Consider the following 16,039-nt stretch of genomic DNA (forward strand, 5'->3'; position numbering starts at 1 on the left):
CCGAAACAGCACAGGTCCGGGGCACCCAGGTGGGTGGCCCGGACCTGTACTTTTGGCACAATCAGTGACAGTTCTGGGTTGTGCTGAAGATGGGGGGAACCGATGGAGGGGCGCGAGCTGCCGCGGCCGCCCCGGCGGATCCCCGCGGGCGCCGGCTCGTTCACCCAACTCGAGAGCACTACGCCGCATGGCCCGCAGCCGCCACCGCGACAGCCCTGGCTGTTCGGCCGGATTCTGGCCGGTTTCATCGTGCTGCTGATCATCGTCGCGGGCGGCGTGGCCACCGGATGGTGGATCCGGTCACAAAGCGTAGATGCCACGACACCGAAGGTCATTGACGCGGCCGGTCCGGAGGTCACGGACACAGTCGGCCCGGAGGTCATGAAGGCGGCCGGCCAGGCCGTGGTCCGGGTGCTCGCCACGACCTGCGCAGGCACCGGCGAGGCGACCGGCGTCTTGCTCGACGAGGGAGTGATCCTCACCGCGACCTCCGCGATCAGGCAGCCGCTGTCGATCGTGATCGTCACACCCGACAACAAGATCCGGCGGGCCAATCTGCTCGGCAACAGCGCGGACGGGGTCGCGGTCATGAAGCTGGTCGGGTCGCTCGACACGACCCCGCTGCCGCTGGCCGACGGGGATCTCGATCCAAAGGCGGGCCGGGTGCTGATCGGGTATACCGCCTCCGGCAAACAAACGACCCAGCCGATCGGCACGACCGATGCGCCGACTCCGCTGAGCTCGGTCATGAACGCGACCAAACTCGGCGGTCCGTTGGTCGACAGTTCCGGCCGTGTCGTCGGCGTGGTCGTCGGCAACACGGTCCCGGAGAGCGCCATCGTCGGCGCGGACAAGCTCCGCGGGTACGTCGCGCCCGGCTCGACGGGGATCACGGCAACGCTCGGCACGTGCGCCCGTTCCCGCGGCCCGCAGAGTGCGATCGTGCCGGAACTGCAGGTCGCGCGCACCCCGTTGTCCCTGGAGGTCCAGCGGCTGCTCGGCAGGTTCCTGACGCTGGAGAACCGACACGATTTCGAGACGGTGCAGGCGCTGTACTCCAAGCGGCTGGCCAGGTCGCTGACCGTCACCCACGACCGCCAGGGCCACCAGACGTCGTACTTCTTCGGTGCCAAGGTCACCGAGGTGAACCGGTCTGCGAAGAACGGGGCGTTCGCGCGAGTATCGCTCAACGTGCTGTTCTCGCCGATCGCCACAGGGGCGTCGGGCCAGACCTGCAACCGGCTGGACTACCGCTACGAGTTGGTCCGGCAGGGTGGCAAGCTTGTGATCGACAGAGCTGTCGCAATGTCCGATTCGCAGGCCTGCGAATCCGAGTGACCGCGATGCGGGTCACCGCGCGAGCGCTGGAACGGACGCGGTACCATCAACTCAGCGGGCACAGCGCGGTGCTCAGAAGATTCACGAGCCCCTACCGCTTCCAGGAGTGAGATTCCTCCATGACTGACGTAACCCGGCCCGTCGTCCTGATTGCCGAAGAGCTGAGCCCGGCCACCGTCGAGGCGCTCGGCCCCGACTTCGAGATCCGGCAGATCAACGGCGCGGACCGCGCCCAGCTGCTCCCGGCCATCGCCGACGTCGACGCCATCCTGATCCGCAGTGCCACCAAGGTGGACGCCGAGGCGCTGGCCGCGGCCAAGCGCCTGAAGGTCGTCGCCCGGGCCGGTGTCGGCCTGGACAACGTGGACGTGAAGGCCGCCACCCAGGCCGGCGTGATGGTCGTGAACGCGCCGACCTCCAACATCGTCAGCGCCGCCGAGCTCGCGGTCGCCCTGCTGCTGGCCGCCGCGCGCCGCGTCCCGGCCGCCGACCAGTCGCTGAAGAACGGCGAGTGGAAGCGCAGCAAGTACTCCGGCGTCGAGCTGTTCGAGAAGACCGTCGGCATCGTCGGCCTCGGCAAGATCGGCGTCCTGGTCGCGCAGCGGCTGGCCGCCTTCGGCATGAACGTGATCGCCTACGACCCGTACGTGCAGGCCGGCCGCGCCGCGCAGATGGGGGTCCGGCTCGCCTCCCTCGACGAGCTGCTGAGCGTCAGCGACTTCATCTCGGTGCACCTGCCGAAGACCCCGGAGACGATCGGCCTGATCGGCGACGAGGAACTGCACAAGGTCAAGCCCGAGGTCATCATCGTGAACGCGGCCCGCGGCGGCATCGTCGACGAGCAGGCGCTCCACAGTGCTCTGAAGGAAGGCCGCGTGGCCGCCGCCGGCCTGGACGTGTTCGCGTCCGAGCCGTGCACCGACTCGCCGCTGTTCGAGTTCGAGAACGTGGTCGCCACCCCGCACCTCGGCGCGTCCACCGACGAGGCGCAGGAGAAGGCCGGCATCGCGGTCGCCAAGTCGGTCCGGCTCGCGCTGTCCGGCGAACTGGTGCCGGACGCGGTGAACGTCCAGGGCGGCGTGATCGCCGAGGACGTCCGGCCGGGGATCGCGCTGACCGAGAAGCTCGGCCGCATCTTCACTGCGCTGGCCGGCGGCGTCGCGCAGCAGCTCGACGTCGAGGTCCGCGGCGAGATCACGCAGTACGACGTCAAGGTCCTGGAACTCGCCGCACTCAAGGGTGTCTTCGCGGATGTTGTCGAGGACAACGTCTCGTACGTGAACGCGCCGCTGCTCGCGGCCGAGCGGGGTCTCGAGGTCCGGCTCGTCACCGACCACGACAGCCCCGAGCACCGCAACCTGATCACCCTGCGCGGCACGCTCGCCGACGGCGCCCAGGTGTCGGTCTCCGGCACGCTGGTCGGCGTCCGGCAGTCGGAGCGGCTGGTCGAGATCGACGGCTTCGACCTCGAGGTTGAGCTGTCGGCCCACCTCGCCTTCCTCACCTACGAGGACCGGCCGGGCATCGTCGGGCAGATCGGCCGCATCCTCGGCGAGGCAGACGTGAACATCGCCGGCATGCAGGTCAGCCGCGACCGCAAGGGCGGCAAGGCGCTGGTCGCGCTGTCGGTCGACTCGGCCATCGCACCGGCCGTCCTGGACGACATCGCGACCGCGGTCCAGGCCGACACCGCCCGTACAGTGGACCTGGAAGCCTGATTCAGACGAACGACTGATTTACTGGAAGCGGTCAGCCGCCCGCAGGCGCATGGCGGCTGACAAGGGCCCGGGCTCCATAGCTCGGGCCCGCTTCATGGTCAGTGCCGGGTGGCGAGGAGTACGGCGGCGTCCGGCGCGACCATCACCTCGACGGTGGTGAAGCGCTTGTCCATCAGCCATTCCTGCCGGAGCGTGTCGACCCGGCCCTCGTACATCGGCGGCCAGACCGCCGACGGCGTGAAGTCGTCGAGGACGACGAAGCCGCCGGGCTCGACCACGTCCGCGATGATGTCGCGGGCCGAGAGCTTCGCCTCGCGGGCGTCCACGAACAGCAGGGCGAACGGGCCGCGCTCGATCAGCGCGGTCCAGTCCGCCGAGACGACCTCGATCCGCTCGTCCGCGGCGAACAGCTCCGCCACCACCTGCGCCAGTTGCGGATCGCTCTCCGCGGTGACGATCCGGGTGCCCTCGCCGGCGCCGCTGCGCAGCCAGGCCGAACCGACGCCGCAGCCGGTCCCGAGCTCACCGAGCAGGCCCGTCTTCGACGCCGCGAGCGACGCGAGCAGGCGACCGGTCTCGTTCCGCGTGGAGCTGACGAATCCCCGCCGGCCGGACAGGCTGAGGGCCGCTGAAACCAGCGGCGGCAGTTCTGGAGGAGCACTCACCGGTTGAGAGTTGCACAGCTCTGGTCCAGTACCAGCACCGGGATCTCACATAGCGGGACGACCTGCCCGCATAGTGGCGAAATAGTCGTACGCCAGAGTAAATTCGGACCCGCCCTGCCGCCCGCGTCCTGTTTCGGGAGGAGCAGCATGTACGACATGTACCCAGCCAACTGGCCCGCGATCGATGCCCGGGAACGGAAGGCGGCGCGCCGTCGCCGTCCGGCCCGCCCGGCGAGTGAGACCGCGTCCGACGCCAGAGCTGTCCAAGAGGCCATGAACCGCCGTGACAATGGGGGAGAACCCAAGAAGTGAGCGACAAGAAGAACTTCACGCTGGCCGTCGTTCCCGGGGACGGGATCGGACCCGAGGTGACCACCGAGGCGCTCAAGGTGCTCGACGCGGTCGCCGTACAGCACGGCGTGACGTTCGACCGGACCGAGTACGACCTCGGCGCGAAGCGTTGGCACGCCACCGGTGAGACGCTGCCGGACGCCGAGCTGGAGGAGATCCGCAAGCACGACGCGATCCTGCTCGGCGCGGTCGGCGACCCGAGCGTGCCGTCCGGCGTGCTCGAGCGCGGCCTGCTGCTCAAGCTCCGGTTCACCCTCGACCACTACGTGAACCTGCGCCCCTCGAAGGTCTACCCGTCCGTCGGCTCCCCGCTGGCGAACCCGGGCGACGTCGACTTCGTCGTCGTCCGCGAGGGCACCGAGGGTCCGTACGTCGGCAACGGCGGCGCACTGCGGGTCGGGACGCCGGCCGAGATCGCCACCGAGGTGTCGGTCAACACGGCGTACGGCGTGGAGCGGGTGGTGCGGGACGCGTTCGCCCGGGCCCAGGCGCGGCCGCGCAAGAAGCTCACGCTCGTGCACAAGAACAACGTGCTCGTGCACGCCGGCCACCTCTGGAAGCGGACCTTCGACAAGGTCGCCGAGGAGTTCCCGGAGATCGCCGTCGACTACCTGCACGTGGACGCGGCGACCATCTTCCTGGTCACCGACCCGGCCCGGTTCGACGTGATCGTCACCGACAACCTGTTCGGCGACATCATCACCGACCTGGCGGCCGCGATCAGCGGCGGCATCGGGCTGGCCGCGAGCGGCAACATCAACCCGGACCGGACCGCGCCGAGCATGTTCGAGCCGGTGCACGGCTCCGCGCCGGACATCGCCGGCCAGCAGAAGGCCGACCCGACCGCGGCGATCCTGTCCGCCGCGCTGTTGTGCGAGCACCTCGGTCTGACCGAGGCGGCCACCGCGATCGAGGCGGCCGTCACCGCCGATATCGAGGAGCGCACCGGCGCGATCCGGACCACCGCCGAGATCGGTGACGCGATCGCCAAGCGCGCTGCGGGCTGAGAGGCGACACTCGCATGACCACTTGGCCAAGAGGTACGGTGCGGCTATGAGCGCCGATCTGCAGTTCACCGTTGAGCCAACCACCCAAGCGGCCAGCGACGACCAGCGCGCCACGATCCTGGCGAACCCGGGATTCGGGCAGTACTTCTCCGACCACATGGCGATCGCCACCTGGTCCAAGGAGAGCGGCTGGCACGACGCGAGGATCACCGCCTTCGGACCGCTGGAGCTGTCTCCGGCCACCGCGGTGTTCCACTACGCCCAGACCATCTTCGAAGGGATGAAGGCCTACCGGCATCCCGACGACTCGATCCACATGTTCCGGCCCGAGGCCAACGCGGCCCGGTTCGCGCGGTCCGCGCACCGGCTCGCGCTGCCGGAGCTGCCCGAGGCAGCCTTCCTGGACTCGCTGAACAAGCTGGTCGAGCTGGACAAGGCCTGGGTGCCCGCCGGTGGCGAGACATCGCTCTACCTGCGGCCGTTCATGTTCGGGTCCGACCCGTTCCTCGGTGTCCGCCCGTCCGCGCAGGTCACGTACTGCGTGATCGCGTCGCCGGCCGGCTCGTACTTCTCCGGCGGCGTCAAGCCGGTCCGGATCTGGCTGAGCGAGGAGTACACCCGGGCCGCCCCCGGTGGCACCGGCGCGGCGAAGACCGGCGGTAACTACGCCTCCTCGCTGCTGGCCCAGGCCGAGGCGATCGAGCAGGGCTGCGACCAGGTCGCCTTCCTCGACGCGGTCGAGAAGAAGTGGGTCGAGGAGCTCGGCGGGATGAACCTGTACTTCGTCCTCGACGACAACTCCGTGGTCACGCCGGAGCTGTCCGGCACCATCCTCGAGGGCGTCACCCGGGACTCGATCCTCAAGCTGGTCACCGACCTCGGCTACACCGTGACCGAGCGGAAGATCTCGATCGACGAGTGGCGCGATGGCGCGGCCTCCGGCAAGGTCCGCGAGGTGTTCGCCTGCGGCACCGCCGCGGTGGTCACCCCGGTCGCCTCGCTGAAGTGGAAGGACGGCGACGTCCAGGTCGGCGACGGCAACGGCGGCCCGGTCACCGCGGCCGTCCGCAACGCGCTCCTCGACGTCCAGTACGGTCGCGCGGCGGACCCGCACGGCTGGATGACCCGCGTCTGCTGATTCCGCATACGTCCGAAGAACCGTGGCCTGTGACCCACAGTTCTTCGGACGTTGTGCTGTGATCAGAAGCGGGTGGCGGAGCGGGCGGCCACGCTGACGAAGACCGCCAGCAGCCAGATGCCTAGGGCAACGAACGGCGCTCCGGTCCAGTGCAGGTCGGCGAAGTCCGACAGCGCCTTACCGGTGAGGACGATGACCAAGGTGATCACCAGCCCGGCAATCCCGGCCACCAGCACGTACGTCGACTCCGCCGGCGCCAGCAGCAACGACAACGCGAGCACGAGGTATCCCAGCAACAGGACGACCCCGAGCGGGCCGAGCGGTGCGTCCTTCTCCGGTGCCAACCCGAACAGACTGGTCCCGCCGTACACGTCGATGATCCTGCTGGTCCCGCGATCCCGGACGAACCACGTCGGCGCGAGCACGACAAGCAGCGCCAGCCCGGTCGCGAACCCCATCAGCCGGAACTCGAGTTCTTTGAGCTGGTCTCGGTCCGCGGCGCGAGAGAGCGGTGCCTTGAGGATCTCGATGGCATCGCGGTCGTCCTGCTCGGGCACTGACGGTCCTCTCTCAAGCGACTGTTTCACAGCATCTTCTCAGGTCTGGGGTGCAGACGGACGGTCGCTGTCCACCGGCCGGGTTCGATAGGGTCGGGGATCATGAGCAGCTTCCCCGACGACGTCGAGGCCTACTACGCGGAGCTCGCCGAGCGGCGCTCATGGTCGCCGGAGACGGTCACCGCGATCCGCGCCACCGTCGAGCTGATCCGGGATCTCGACCGCGGCACCGCCCCGCGGACGTACGGCGCGATCGCCGACGACCACGGCACCGACTGGCTGTACGAGGCGGTCTGGCACGAGCGGGAGTGGGTCGTGGTCCGCCAGCTCGGCGTGGGGGAGGACGGCGACGTCACGCGGTACTGGTGGCAGCGGCTCGAGGACGACCAGGGCATGCTCACCGACCAGGCCCTGGACCGCGACGAATGGGGCCTGCGGCCCCTGTCCCGCGAGGACTTCTACACCGCCTGGGACGACCCGGGCTGGTCCCTGACCACGCTGACGGCCTGAACTCCGCCGTACGCGGTAGTACTGGTTCGCGTACTGAATGTTCGTGATGCGAGACGCGCTCGCCATCGCCTGGACATTGTGTGGCAGACTGCTAAATGTCATGAAGAACTACCAGGTCATTATTTCCTAGGCGCGCTCAGCAAGCAGTACCTGAGCGCGCAGACCTCTCGCACCTTGCGGGAGGTTTTTTGTTTGCCCCCGACGTCACAGTTCGAACACCGCCAGTCCCCTCGGAAGGCCGATCATGAGCATCTCGGACGAGTTCCACGTCTATGACACGACTCTGCGCGACGGGGCGCAGCAGGAGGGGCTGGCGCTGTCCGTGGCCGACAAGATCGCCATTGCGCAGCATCTGGACGACCTGGGCGTGGGCTTCATCGAGGGCGGCTGGCCCGGCGCGGTGCCGAAGGACACCGAGTTCTTCGAGCGCGCGCGGACCGAGCTGCACCTGAAGAACGCGACCTTCGCGGCCTTCGGCGCGACCCGCAAGCCGGGGACGACCGCGGCAGAGGACCCGCTGGTCGCCGCGCTCCGCGACTCCGGCGCCGACGTCGTCACACTCGTTGCCAAGAGCCACGATGCGCATGTCGAACGGGCGCTGCGTACGACGCTCGACGAGAACCTCCGGATGATCGCCGACACCGTCCGTCACCTGCGCGAGCACGGTCAGCGGGTCTTCCTCGACACCGAGCACTTCTTCGACGGCTACCGCGCCAACCGCGCGTATGCGCTGGAGGTGGTACGAGTAGCCACCGAGGCCGGTGCCGACGTGATCGCCCTGTGCGACACCAACGGCGGGACGCTGCCCCGGGAGCTGCAGGACATCGTCCGCGACGTCCTCGATTCCACCGGCGCGCGCCTCGGCATCCACTGTCACAACGACGCCGGCTGCGCGGTGGCGAACTCGATCGCCGCCGTCGAGGCCGGCGTCACGCACGTCCAGGGCACGATCAACGGGTACGGCGAACGCACCGGCAACGCCGACCTGCTCGCGATCGTGGCCAACCTCGAGCTCAAGCGCGAGATGGACCTGCTCCCGGCCGGCAAGCTGGCCGAGTCGTTCCGGATCGCGCACGCGATCGCCGAAGTGACGAACGTGCCGCCGTCGACCCGGCAGCCGTACGTCGGTGTGTCCGCGTTCACCCACAAGGCGGGCCTGCACGCCAGCGCCATCAAGGTGGATCCCGATCTCTACCAGCACACGGACCCGGCCCGGGTGGGCAACGACATGCGGATGCTCGTCTCCGAGATGGCCGGCCGGGCGAGCGTCGAACTGAAGGGCCGCGAGCTCGGCTTCGACCTCGGCAACGACCGCGACCTGGTCGGCCGGGTGACCGACCGAGTCAAGGAGCTGGAAGCCCGCGGGTACACGTTCGAGGCCGCGGACGCCTCGTTCTCGCTGCTGCTGACCGAGGAGGTCACGGGGAAGCGGCCCAGCTACTTCGACGTCGAGTCGTGGCGAGTGATCACCGAGTCCCGGGCCGACGGCGAGGCGGTCTCGGAGTCGACGGTGAAGCTGGTCGCGGGCGGTGAGCGGGAGATCGTCACCGGTGAGGGCAACGGCCCGGTGAACGCTCTCGACCACGCGCTCCGCACCGCGATCGAACGCGCGTACCCGGCGGTGAACAAGTTCGAGCTGGTCGACTACAAGGTCCGCATCCTCGACCAGGGGCACGGGACGGACGCGGTGATCAGGGTGCTGATCGAGACCGCGGACGGCGAGGGTTCGTGGGTGACGGTCGGGGTCGGGCACAACATCGTCGAGGCGTCCTGGGAGGCGCTCGTCGACGGCTTCACCTTCGGTCTGCTGCGTCACAAGGAGGTCGCCCGATGAGTCTGCTCGCGGTCGAACGCACCACCACGGTCTTCACCGCGCAGGTGGTCGAGGTCGAGGGGATGCTCGCGCGGATCGCCGTACTGCTGAATCCGTACGACGTCCGCGAACTCGCGCTGTCGCTCGATCAGGGCGAGTTGCGGGTCGTCGTCGAGGGCAACGGTTTCGACGCCGGCCGGGTCGGTGCCCGGCTGGCGAAGGTGATCGGCGTGCTGGACGTCACGTACTCCTGAGCAGGTCGAGCGTCAACGCGGCTGTCCACGAGAAGTCCCGCGCTCCGCGGGCAGCTCCGGTGAACGGATCGACGTACTCGGCGAAGGTCGTCTCCGCGGCCAGCGCGAGTACGTCGTCCCGCAGGACGCCGGCCGCCTCGTCGTACCCGAGCTGGGCCAGGCCGCGGTGGATCAACCACGCGGTGTTGAACCAGCTCGGCCCACGCCAGTACCGGGACCGGTCGAAGGCGGGCCCGGTCAGGTCGTAGCTCGGCACCAGCTTGACCTTGCCGAGCTGGAACTTCGGCCCGCGCGCGGTCGCCAGCAGCTCGTCGACCTGGCGCAGCTCGGGGACGAGCAGCGGAACGAGCCCGGAGATCGTGTCCGCTCCGACCAGCCGGTCGTCGTGCAGGTCCAGCGCATGAAAGTTGCCATTGGCAAACAGCCGTCCGAGTGCCGTCGTCAGTTCGGCCGCCGCGCTCAGATGTGGCGCGGGATCGAGTGACAGCTCCTCGGCGATCGAGGCGAGCGCGTGCTCCGAGACGATCAGCAGGGCGTTGAAGCACGGATCTTCGAGCGCGAACTCGAAGGGTGTCCGAGTGTCGTCGTAGCCATGGTCCCGGTACGTCGCGGCGAGCCGGACATACCGTCCGTAGTCGAGGTCCGTCGGCCGATCGGTGGCGTCGGCATGCTCGGTGTCCCTGCGGGTGAAGGAGTCCGGCGGCGCCGGTTCGACCCGCGCCAGCGCTTCGTCCCAGGCCGGGCTGTTGTCCATTCCCGACTCCCACGGGTGCACCACGGCGACCAGGCCACGGCCACCGAGATCCCGGCGTTCGCGCAGATAGCCGTGCCAGGCAACGAGCTTCGGATACAGCCCGGCCAGGAAGTCGCGTCGCACCGACTCCGCCTCGTCGGCCTGGTGGGTCAACCAGACGGCGAGTGCGTGAACCGGCGGCTGGACGATCCCCGAGGTCTCGACGTCGCCGGGGGTCGATGCCTGCCAGAAGTCGGGTCCCGGGAAGTAGGCGTCCCGCGGCACGCCGGGGGAGAAGTTGATATGCGGGATCCGTCCGTCCGGCCACTGCGAGGCGAAGAGTGACTCCAGTTCGATCTGAGCGCGCAGTGGTACGGCATGCCGCAGTCCGATCGCGATGAACGCGGAGTCCCAGCTCCACTGATGCGGGTACAGCGACCGCGACGGCACCGTCGAACGGCCCGTCCAGTTCTCGTCCAGGACCCTCGTCGCGGCGTCCCGAAGCTCCACCAGACTCACACGGTCTACGTGATCACACCCGGAGACGGTCGGCAACCTCCCTGTTTAGTCAGTTTGGACTGATCAGTTTATGCTGTTCATATGAGCGTAACGATCTCGGCGTCGGCGGTGCAGGCTGCCGGCGAGGTGCGGGTGGTCTTCGGCCGCGTCAAGCGCCGGTTGAAAGAGCTCGCGGACAAGGACGACCTGACCCCGTCGCAGTCGTCCGTGCTCAGCCGGCTGGACAAGGACGGTCCGGCCTCGGCCAGCGAACTGGCGGCGGCCGAGCGGGTCCGCCCGCAGTCGATGGCCGCGATCCTGTCCGCCCTCCGCGCGGCCGACCTGATCGAGCGCCATCCGGATCCTCTGGACGGCCGTCGCCAGGTCGTCTCGCTGACCACGACCGGGCGGCACCGGATCCAGGGTGACCGGAGGGTCCGGCAGGAGTGGCTGGCGCAGGCGCTGCAGGACCACTGCACGGAAGCCGAGCGGCAAACCATCGTGAAGGCTCTGGCACTCCTCGACACCGCCCTCGAGGCGGCGGCTTCGCGGTAACCCGGTGACCCGGCCAGGTGCCGGCCCGCTGGGATCGGTCGTCCACAACCCAACTGAAAGGCTCATCGTGCCCGTCACCACCCTCGACCCGAAGACCGCCCTCGTGGTCATCGACCTGCAGAACGGCGTCGCCGCCCTTCCCGGCGAGCCGCATTCCACCGCGGAAGTGATCAAACGGACGGCGGAGCTCGCCGATGCGTTCCGCAAGCACGACCGTCCGGTCGTCCTGGTCCGGGTCAGCTTCGCCGCCGACGGTTCCGATCGCCTGCCCGGGCGCACCGAGCTGCAGCGCCGGACCGGTACGCCGACCGCGAACGCCGCCGAGATCGTCGACCAACTGGCCGGGCATCCCGAGGACATCGTCGTCACCAAGCGAAACTGGGGCGCCTTCTACGGCACCGACCTCGACGTCCACCTGCGCCGCCGTGGCATCACGCAGATCGTCCTGACCGGAATCGCGACCAGCATCGGCGTCGAGTCGACCGCCCGCGCCGCCTACGAACACGGCTACAACGTCACCCTCGCCACCGACGCGATGACCGACCTGTCCGCCGGCTCCCACGACCACGCCCTCACCCGGATCTTCCCCCGCCTCGGCGAAACCGGCACCACGGCCGAGATCATCGCGCTGCTCGGCTGACTCCGCGTCATCCTGCTGACGGCGCGCGCCCGCCAGGGCAGCTCCTGGCGGGCGCACGTCGGCTACGTCAGTCCCAGCTCAGGCCGCTCGATGACTGGTACTCGATGACGCGGGTCTCGAAGAAGTTCTTCTCCTTCTTCAGGTCCATCACCTCCGACATCCACCCGAAGGGGTTGCGGGTCTCGCCGAAGATCGGGGCGAGGCCGATCTGCTCGGCGCGGCGGTCGGTGATGAAGTGCATGTACTGCTCGCACAGCTCCGCGGTGAGGCCGAGCATGCCGTTCGGCATCGTGGCCCGCCCGTAGGCGACCTCCAGCTCACACGCCTCGGTCAGCATCTGCCGGACCTCGGCCTGGAACGCCTCGGTCCACAGGTGCGGGTTCTCCTGCTTGATCTGGTTGATGCAGTCGATGCCGAAGTTCAGGTGGATCGACTCGTCCCGCAGGATGTACTGGTACTGCTCGGCGATGCCGACCATCTTGTTCCGCCGGCCCAGCGACAGGATCTGCGCGAACCCGGTGTAGAACCACATCCCCTCGAACACCACGTAGAACGCGATCAGATCGCGCAGGAACGCGGTGTCGGTCGCCGGTGTCCCGGTGCGGAACTCCGGGTCCTCCAGATGCTGCGTGTACTTCAGCGCCCAGGCGTCCTTGTCCGAGATCGATGGCACCTCGCGGTACATGTTGAACAACTCGCCCTCATCCAGACCCAGCGACGTACAGATGTACTGGAAGGTGTGCGTGTGCACGGCCTCCTCGAACGCCTGGCGGAGCAGGTACTGCCGGCATTCGGGGTTGGTCAGCTGCCGGTAGACGGCGAGGACGATGTTGTTCGCGACAAGCGACTCCGCGGTGGCGAAGAACCCGAGGTTGCGCTTGAGCATCAGCCGCTCGTCGTCGGTCAATCCGTTCTGTGATTTCCACAGTGAGATGTCGGCCTGCATCGCCACCTCGGTCGGCATCCAGTGGTTGTTGCATGCGGCAAGGTATTTGTCCCAGGCCCACTGGTACTTCAACGGCAGCAATTGGTTGACGTCGGCCCGCGCGTTGATCATCGCCTTGTCGGCGACCTCGACCCGGGCAGCTCCGATCGAAAGGGCGCTCATTGGCAGGCCTCGCAGTCCGGGTCGTCGATGGCGCAGACGGCTCCCGTAGGTTCGGGAAGTGCAACCGGTACGGCGTTGAGCCGGCCGTCCGTGCCCTTCAGCGTGGACTTCTCCACATGGGTTGCTGATTGGGAACGTAGGTAATAAGTCGTCTTGAGGCCATATCGCCAAGCCGATCGGTACAGCTCGTCCAGCGCCCGGCCGGACGGCGCGGCCATGTAGAGGTTCAGCGACTGCGCCTGGTCGATCCACTTCTGCCGCCGCGACGCCGCCTTGACCAGCCACATCGGGTCGATCTCGAACGCGGTCGCGTACAGCTCGCGCAGGTCGGCCGGCACCCGCTCGATCCCGGCCAGGACGCCGTCGTGGTACTTCAGGTCCGACACCATCACCTGGTCCCACAGCCCGCGCGCCTTCAGGTCGGCGACGAGGTACGGGTTCGCGACGGTGAACTCACCGGACATGTTCGACTTCACGAACAAGTTGCTGTACGCAGGCTCGATCGACTGGCTCACGCCGCAGATGTTGGAGATCGTCGCGGTCGGCGCGATCGCCATCACGTTCGAGTTCCGCATGCCGTCGCGCAGCACCTTCTGCCGGAGCGCGTCCCAGTCCAGTTGCTTGCTCTCGTCAACGATCACGTCGCCGTCGCGAGCAGACCGGAGCAACTCCAGCGAGTCGATCGGCAGCACACCTTGACTCCACAGCGAACCGTCGTACGTTGAGTAGCGGCCACGCTCGGCGGCGAGGTCGCTGGACGCCTCGATCGCGTGGTAGCTGATCTGCTCCATCGAGCTGTCCGCGAACTCGACCGCGGCGTCGGAGGAGTACGGGATCCGCAGCGAGAACAGCGCGTCGGCGAAGCCCATCAGGCCGAGGCCGACCGGGCGGTGGCGCTGGTTCGCGCGCTCGGACTCGGGGGTGGTGTAGAAGTTCACGTCGATGACGTTGTCGAGCATCCGGACCGCCGTCTTCACGGTGTCGCGGAGCAGGTCGGCGTCGAGACCGTCCTCGGTCAGGTGCGCGACCAGGTTGACCGAGCCCAGGTTGCAGACTGCGGTCTCCTCGACGGTCGTGTTGAGGGTGATCTCGGTGCACAGGTTCGACGAGTGGACCACGCCGTCGTGCTGCTGCGGCGAGCGCAGGTTGCAGGCGTCCTTGAAGGTGATCCACGGGTGCCCGGTCTCGAACAGCACGGTCAGCATCCGGCGCCACAGGTCGACGGCCTTGACCCGCTTGAAGACCCGGATCTCACCACGGTCCGCCGCGGCTTCGTAGCCGGTGTACGCCGCGGCGAACGCAGCGCCGTACAAGTCGTGCAGGTCGGGGACCTCGTTCGGCGAGAACAGGGTCCAGTCGCCACCCGCCTCGACGCGCTGGAGGAACAGGTCCGGCACCCAGTTGGCCGTGTTCATATCGTGGGTGCGGCGGCGCTCGTCACCCGTGTTCTTGCGGAGGTCGAGGAACTCCTCGACGTCGATGTGCCAGGTCTCCAGGTACGCACAGACCGCGCCCTTGCGCTTGCCACCCTGGTTGACCGCGACGGCGGTGTCGTTGGCGATCTTCAGGAACGGTACGACGCCCTGCGACTCACCGTTGGTGCCGCGGATCTTGGCGCCGATGCCGCGGACCGGCGTCCAGTCGTTGCCGAGGCCGCCGGAGTACTTGGCGAGCAGGGCGTTGTTGCGGATGCCGTGGAAGATGCCGGCCAGGTCGTCGTCGACCGTCGTCAGGAAGCACGACGACAGCTGCGGCCGGGTGGTGCCGGAGTTGAACAGCGTCGGCGTCGACGACATGAACCGGAACGAGCTGAGCAGCTCGTAGAACTGGATCGCGCGTGCCTCCCGGTCGTCCTCGCGCAGCGCCATCCCCATCGCGACCCGGAGGAAGAACGCCTGCTGCAGTTCGAACCGGACCTTGTCGATGTGCAGCAGATACCGGTCGTACAAGGTCTGGAGGGCGAGGAAGGTGAAGTCGAGATCGCGCTCGGGACGGATCGCGGCGGCGAGCCGATCCAGGTCGAAGGTGGCCAGCTCGGGATCGAGGTGACCGGCGTCGATACCGACCTGGATGTAGCGCGGGAAGTAGTCCGCGTAGGCGGCGGTCATGTCGGCCTGGCTGGCCTGCCGGGGCTCACCGTGCACGCGGCCGAGAGCCTCGCGGCGGATCTGGTCCAGCAGCAGGCGGGACGCGGCGAAGCTGTACTGCGGCTCGGTCTCGACGTAGGACCGGGCGGCCATCACCAGCGCGAGCTCGACCTCGTGCTGCGCGATGCCGTCGTAGCAGGAGCCGAGGGTCTCGTCCAGGATCAGCTCGGGATCGACCGAGTCGAGCCCGTCGGCCGCTTCCGCGACGATCACCCGCAGCCGGTCGACGTCCAATGGCGCGGTGCTGCCGTCCGCGGCACGCACCGAGAGCGCGGGCCTCTCGGCGATCCCGGCCGGGTCAGCTGGTGTCCTGGCCCTGGTCCGCTCTTCGCGGTACAACACATAGGCCCGGGCGACCTGGTGCTCACCGGCGCGCATCAGCGCCAGCTCGACCTGGTCCTGGATGTCTTCGACCTGGACGCTGCGGCGGGCGTCGCCCCGGCTGGTCAAGGCGTCCACGACCCGGCCGGTCAGGTCGGCCACCAGGTCGCGGACCCGGTGGGTGGCGCCGGCGTCGGCGCCCTCGACCGCGAGGAACGCCTTGCTCATGGCAACGGAGACGTTGGTCGGATCGAACGCGGTGCTGCTGCCGTCACGGCGGACGACGGTCAGCTGGATCGGCTGGTCGGTCGTCACCGCGGAGGATGAGGAAGCAATGGTCACAGGTGTGCTCTCCACAGGAGTTCGGAGGACCGTCGCCGCACGGATGGGCGCATGACGAGACAGGCAGCTCCGGCCGGGAACGCTGCCGCCACGCCCTGCGACCCACCCGCGAGGTCTCGGACCGCGTGCACCGGCGGTGCACGCGCCGGTGGCAGGTATCCGGACTCGCGGACAGTCTCCGCTCACCGTTGCGGGGCAGCTCCGGATTCGCACCGGATTCCCCTGTTGCCTCGGCGTGGCCCACATCTTGTGGTCCCGGACGCGATGAGCTGTCCAAATATGTAGAGCCGCTCCGAACCACCAGCAGTAGTGATGCTAGGTGGATCGCCCTAGATGTTGTGGTA

14 protein-coding genes and 1 riboswitch are annotated in these 16,039 nt (G+C 68.3%); of the genes, 9 read left to right on the forward strand and 5 right to left on the reverse strand.

What is annotated here, in order from left to right; genetic code table 11:
• Positions 1 to 102: 102 nt before the first annotated feature.
• Entirely contained in the window at positions 103 to 1,338 is a 1,236-nt protein-coding gene (locus tag OG876_RS26425; protein WP_328519330.1) for a trypsin-like peptidase domain-containing protein, read from the forward strand.
• Between the two features lie 119 nt (positions 1,339 to 1,457).
• Positions 1,458 to 3,056, forward strand: a complete 1,599-nt coding sequence (gene serA / locus OG876_RS26430; protein WP_328519331.1) for a phosphoglycerate dehydrogenase — start codon at positions 1,458 to 1,460, stop codon at positions 3,054 to 3,056.
• 98 nt (positions 3,057 to 3,154) lie between these two features.
• Here serA and OG876_RS26435 read toward each other — a convergent pair whose 3' ends face one another.
• Positions 3,155 to 3,721 carry an O-methyltransferase gene (locus OG876_RS26435; protein ID WP_328519332.1) on the reverse strand — a complete coding sequence of 189 codons (567 nt, stop codon included), beginning with the start codon at positions 3,719 to 3,721 and terminating at the stop codon, positions 3,155 to 3,157.
• A 308-nt stretch (positions 3,722 to 4,029) separates the two neighbouring features.
• On the opposite strand from OG876_RS26435, the gene OG876_RS26440 reads away from it, so the two are divergent.
• Together OG876_RS26440 and OG876_RS26445 are read left to right on the forward strand one after the other, a co-directional pair.
• On the forward strand, positions 4,030 to 5,079 hold the full coding sequence (locus tag OG876_RS26440; RefSeq protein ID WP_328519333.1) for a 3-isopropylmalate dehydrogenase: 1,050 nt from the start codon (positions 4,030 to 4,032) through the stop codon (positions 5,077 to 5,079).
• Positions 5,080 to 5,125: 46 nt separating this feature from the next.
• The gene (locus tag OG876_RS26445) at positions 5,126 to 6,217 is read left to right on the forward strand and encodes a branched-chain amino acid aminotransferase (RefSeq protein ID WP_328519334.1); all 1,092 of its coding nucleotides are present in this window, start codon (positions 5,126 to 5,128) and stop codon (positions 6,215 to 6,217) included.
• Between the two features lie 62 nt (positions 6,218 to 6,279).
• Here OG876_RS26445 and OG876_RS26450 read toward each other — a convergent pair whose 3' ends face one another.
• Complete coding sequence (locus OG876_RS26450; protein ID WP_328519335.1) at positions 6,280 to 6,774, reverse strand: hypothetical protein; 495 nt, start codon at positions 6,772 to 6,774, stop codon at positions 6,280 to 6,282.
• Between the two features lie 102 nt (positions 6,775 to 6,876).
• Here OG876_RS26450 and OG876_RS26455 point away from each other — a divergent pair, with 102 nt between their 5' ends.
• From OG876_RS26455 to OG876_RS26465, 3 genes are all read left to right on the forward strand, one after another.
• A complete protein-coding gene (locus OG876_RS26455) occupies positions 6,877 to 7,284 on the forward strand; it encodes a hypothetical protein (protein ID WP_328519336.1) in 408 nt (135 codons plus the stop codon).
• 244 nt (positions 7,285 to 7,528) lie between these two features.
• Complete coding sequence (gene cimA / locus OG876_RS26460) at positions 7,529 to 9,118, forward strand: citramalate synthase (protein ID WP_328519337.1); 1,590 nt, start codon at positions 7,529 to 7,531, stop codon at positions 9,116 to 9,118.
• Positions 9,115 to 9,351 carry a hypothetical protein gene (locus OG876_RS26465; RefSeq protein ID WP_328519338.1) on the forward strand — a complete coding sequence of 79 codons (237 nt, stop codon included), beginning with the start codon at positions 9,115 to 9,117 and terminating at the stop codon, positions 9,349 to 9,351. Before cimA ends, OG876_RS26465 begins: the two co-directional genes overlap by 4 nt.
• Here the strand turns inward: OG876_RS26465 and OG876_RS26470 are convergent.
• Positions 9,338 to 10,603: an MGH1-like glycoside hydrolase domain-containing protein gene (locus tag OG876_RS26470; protein WP_328519339.1), complete on the reverse strand. Its 1,266-nt coding sequence runs from the start codon at positions 10,601 to 10,603 to the stop codon at positions 9,338 to 9,340. The two genes, OG876_RS26465 and OG876_RS26470, sit on opposite strands and share 14 nt — an antisense overlap.
• Before the next feature lie 81 nt (positions 10,604 to 10,684).
• Between OG876_RS26470 and OG876_RS26475 the strand changes: the two genes are divergently transcribed.
• Together OG876_RS26475 and OG876_RS26480 are read left to right on the forward strand one after the other, a co-directional pair.
• Positions 10,685 to 11,137, forward strand: coding sequence for a MarR family winged helix-turn-helix transcriptional regulator (locus OG876_RS26475; RefSeq protein WP_328519340.1), 453 nt, complete (start codon positions 10,685 to 10,687; stop codon positions 11,135 to 11,137).
• Between the two features lie 67 nt (positions 11,138 to 11,204).
• Positions 11,205 to 11,777, forward strand: a complete 573-nt coding sequence (locus OG876_RS26480) for an isochorismatase family protein (RefSeq protein WP_328519341.1) — start codon at positions 11,205 to 11,207, stop codon at positions 11,775 to 11,777.
• 67 nt (positions 11,778 to 11,844) lie between these two features.
• Here OG876_RS26480 and OG876_RS26485 read toward each other — a convergent pair whose 3' ends face one another.
• Entirely contained in the window at positions 11,845 to 12,885 is a 1,041-nt protein-coding gene (locus OG876_RS26485) for a ribonucleotide-diphosphate reductase subunit beta (protein WP_328519342.1), read from the reverse strand.
• Complete coding sequence (locus tag OG876_RS26490) at positions 12,882 to 15,695, reverse strand: ribonucleoside-diphosphate reductase subunit alpha (RefSeq protein ID WP_328519343.1); 2,814 nt, start codon at positions 15,693 to 15,695, stop codon at positions 12,882 to 12,884. The genes OG876_RS26485 and OG876_RS26490 overlap by 4 nt, the downstream gene beginning before the upstream one ends.
• 133 nt (positions 15,696 to 15,828) lie before the next feature.
• A riboswitch (cobalamin riboswitch) is annotated at positions 15,829 to 15,954 on the reverse strand.
• Between the last annotated feature and the right edge of the window lie 85 nt (positions 15,955 to 16,039).

Origin of the sequence: Kribbella sp. NBC_00359 (genome assembly GCF_036097425.1) — a bacterium.
In the GTDB taxonomy this organism is placed as follows: Bacteria; Actinomycetota; Actinomycetes; order Propionibacteriales; family Kribbellaceae; genus Kribbella.

Excerpts from the sequence above, each read along its gene's own strand:
- OG876_RS26475 (WP_328519340.1), top strand. The coding sequence starts at position 10,685 with ATGAGCGTAACGATCTCGGCGTCGGCGGTGCAGGCTGCCGGCGAGGTG.
- serA (WP_328519331.1), top strand. The coding sequence starts at position 1,458 with ATGACTGACGTAACCCGGCCCGTCGTCCTGATTGCCGAAGAGCTGAGC.
- OG876_RS26455 (WP_328519336.1), top strand. The coding sequence starts at position 6,877 with ATGAGCAGCTTCCCCGACGACGTCGAGGCCTACTACGCGGAGCTCGCC.
- OG876_RS26445 (WP_328519334.1), top strand. The coding sequence starts at position 5,126 with ATGAGCGCCGATCTGCAGTTCACCGTTGAGCCAACCACCCAAGCGGCC.
- cimA (WP_328519337.1), top strand. The coding sequence starts at position 7,529 with ATGAGCATCTCGGACGAGTTCCACGTCTATGACACGACTCTGCGCGAC.
- OG876_RS26485 (WP_328519342.1), bottom strand. The coding sequence starts at position 12,885 with ATGAGCGCCCTTTCGATCGGAGCTGCCCGGGTCGAGGTCGCCGACAAG.
- OG876_RS26425 (WP_328519330.1), top strand. The coding sequence starts at position 103 with ATGGAGGGGCGCGAGCTGCCGCGGCCGCCCCGGCGGATCCCCGCGGGC.
- OG876_RS26465 (WP_328519338.1), top strand. The coding sequence starts at position 9,115 with ATGAGTCTGCTCGCGGTCGAACGCACCACCACGGTCTTCACCGCGCAG.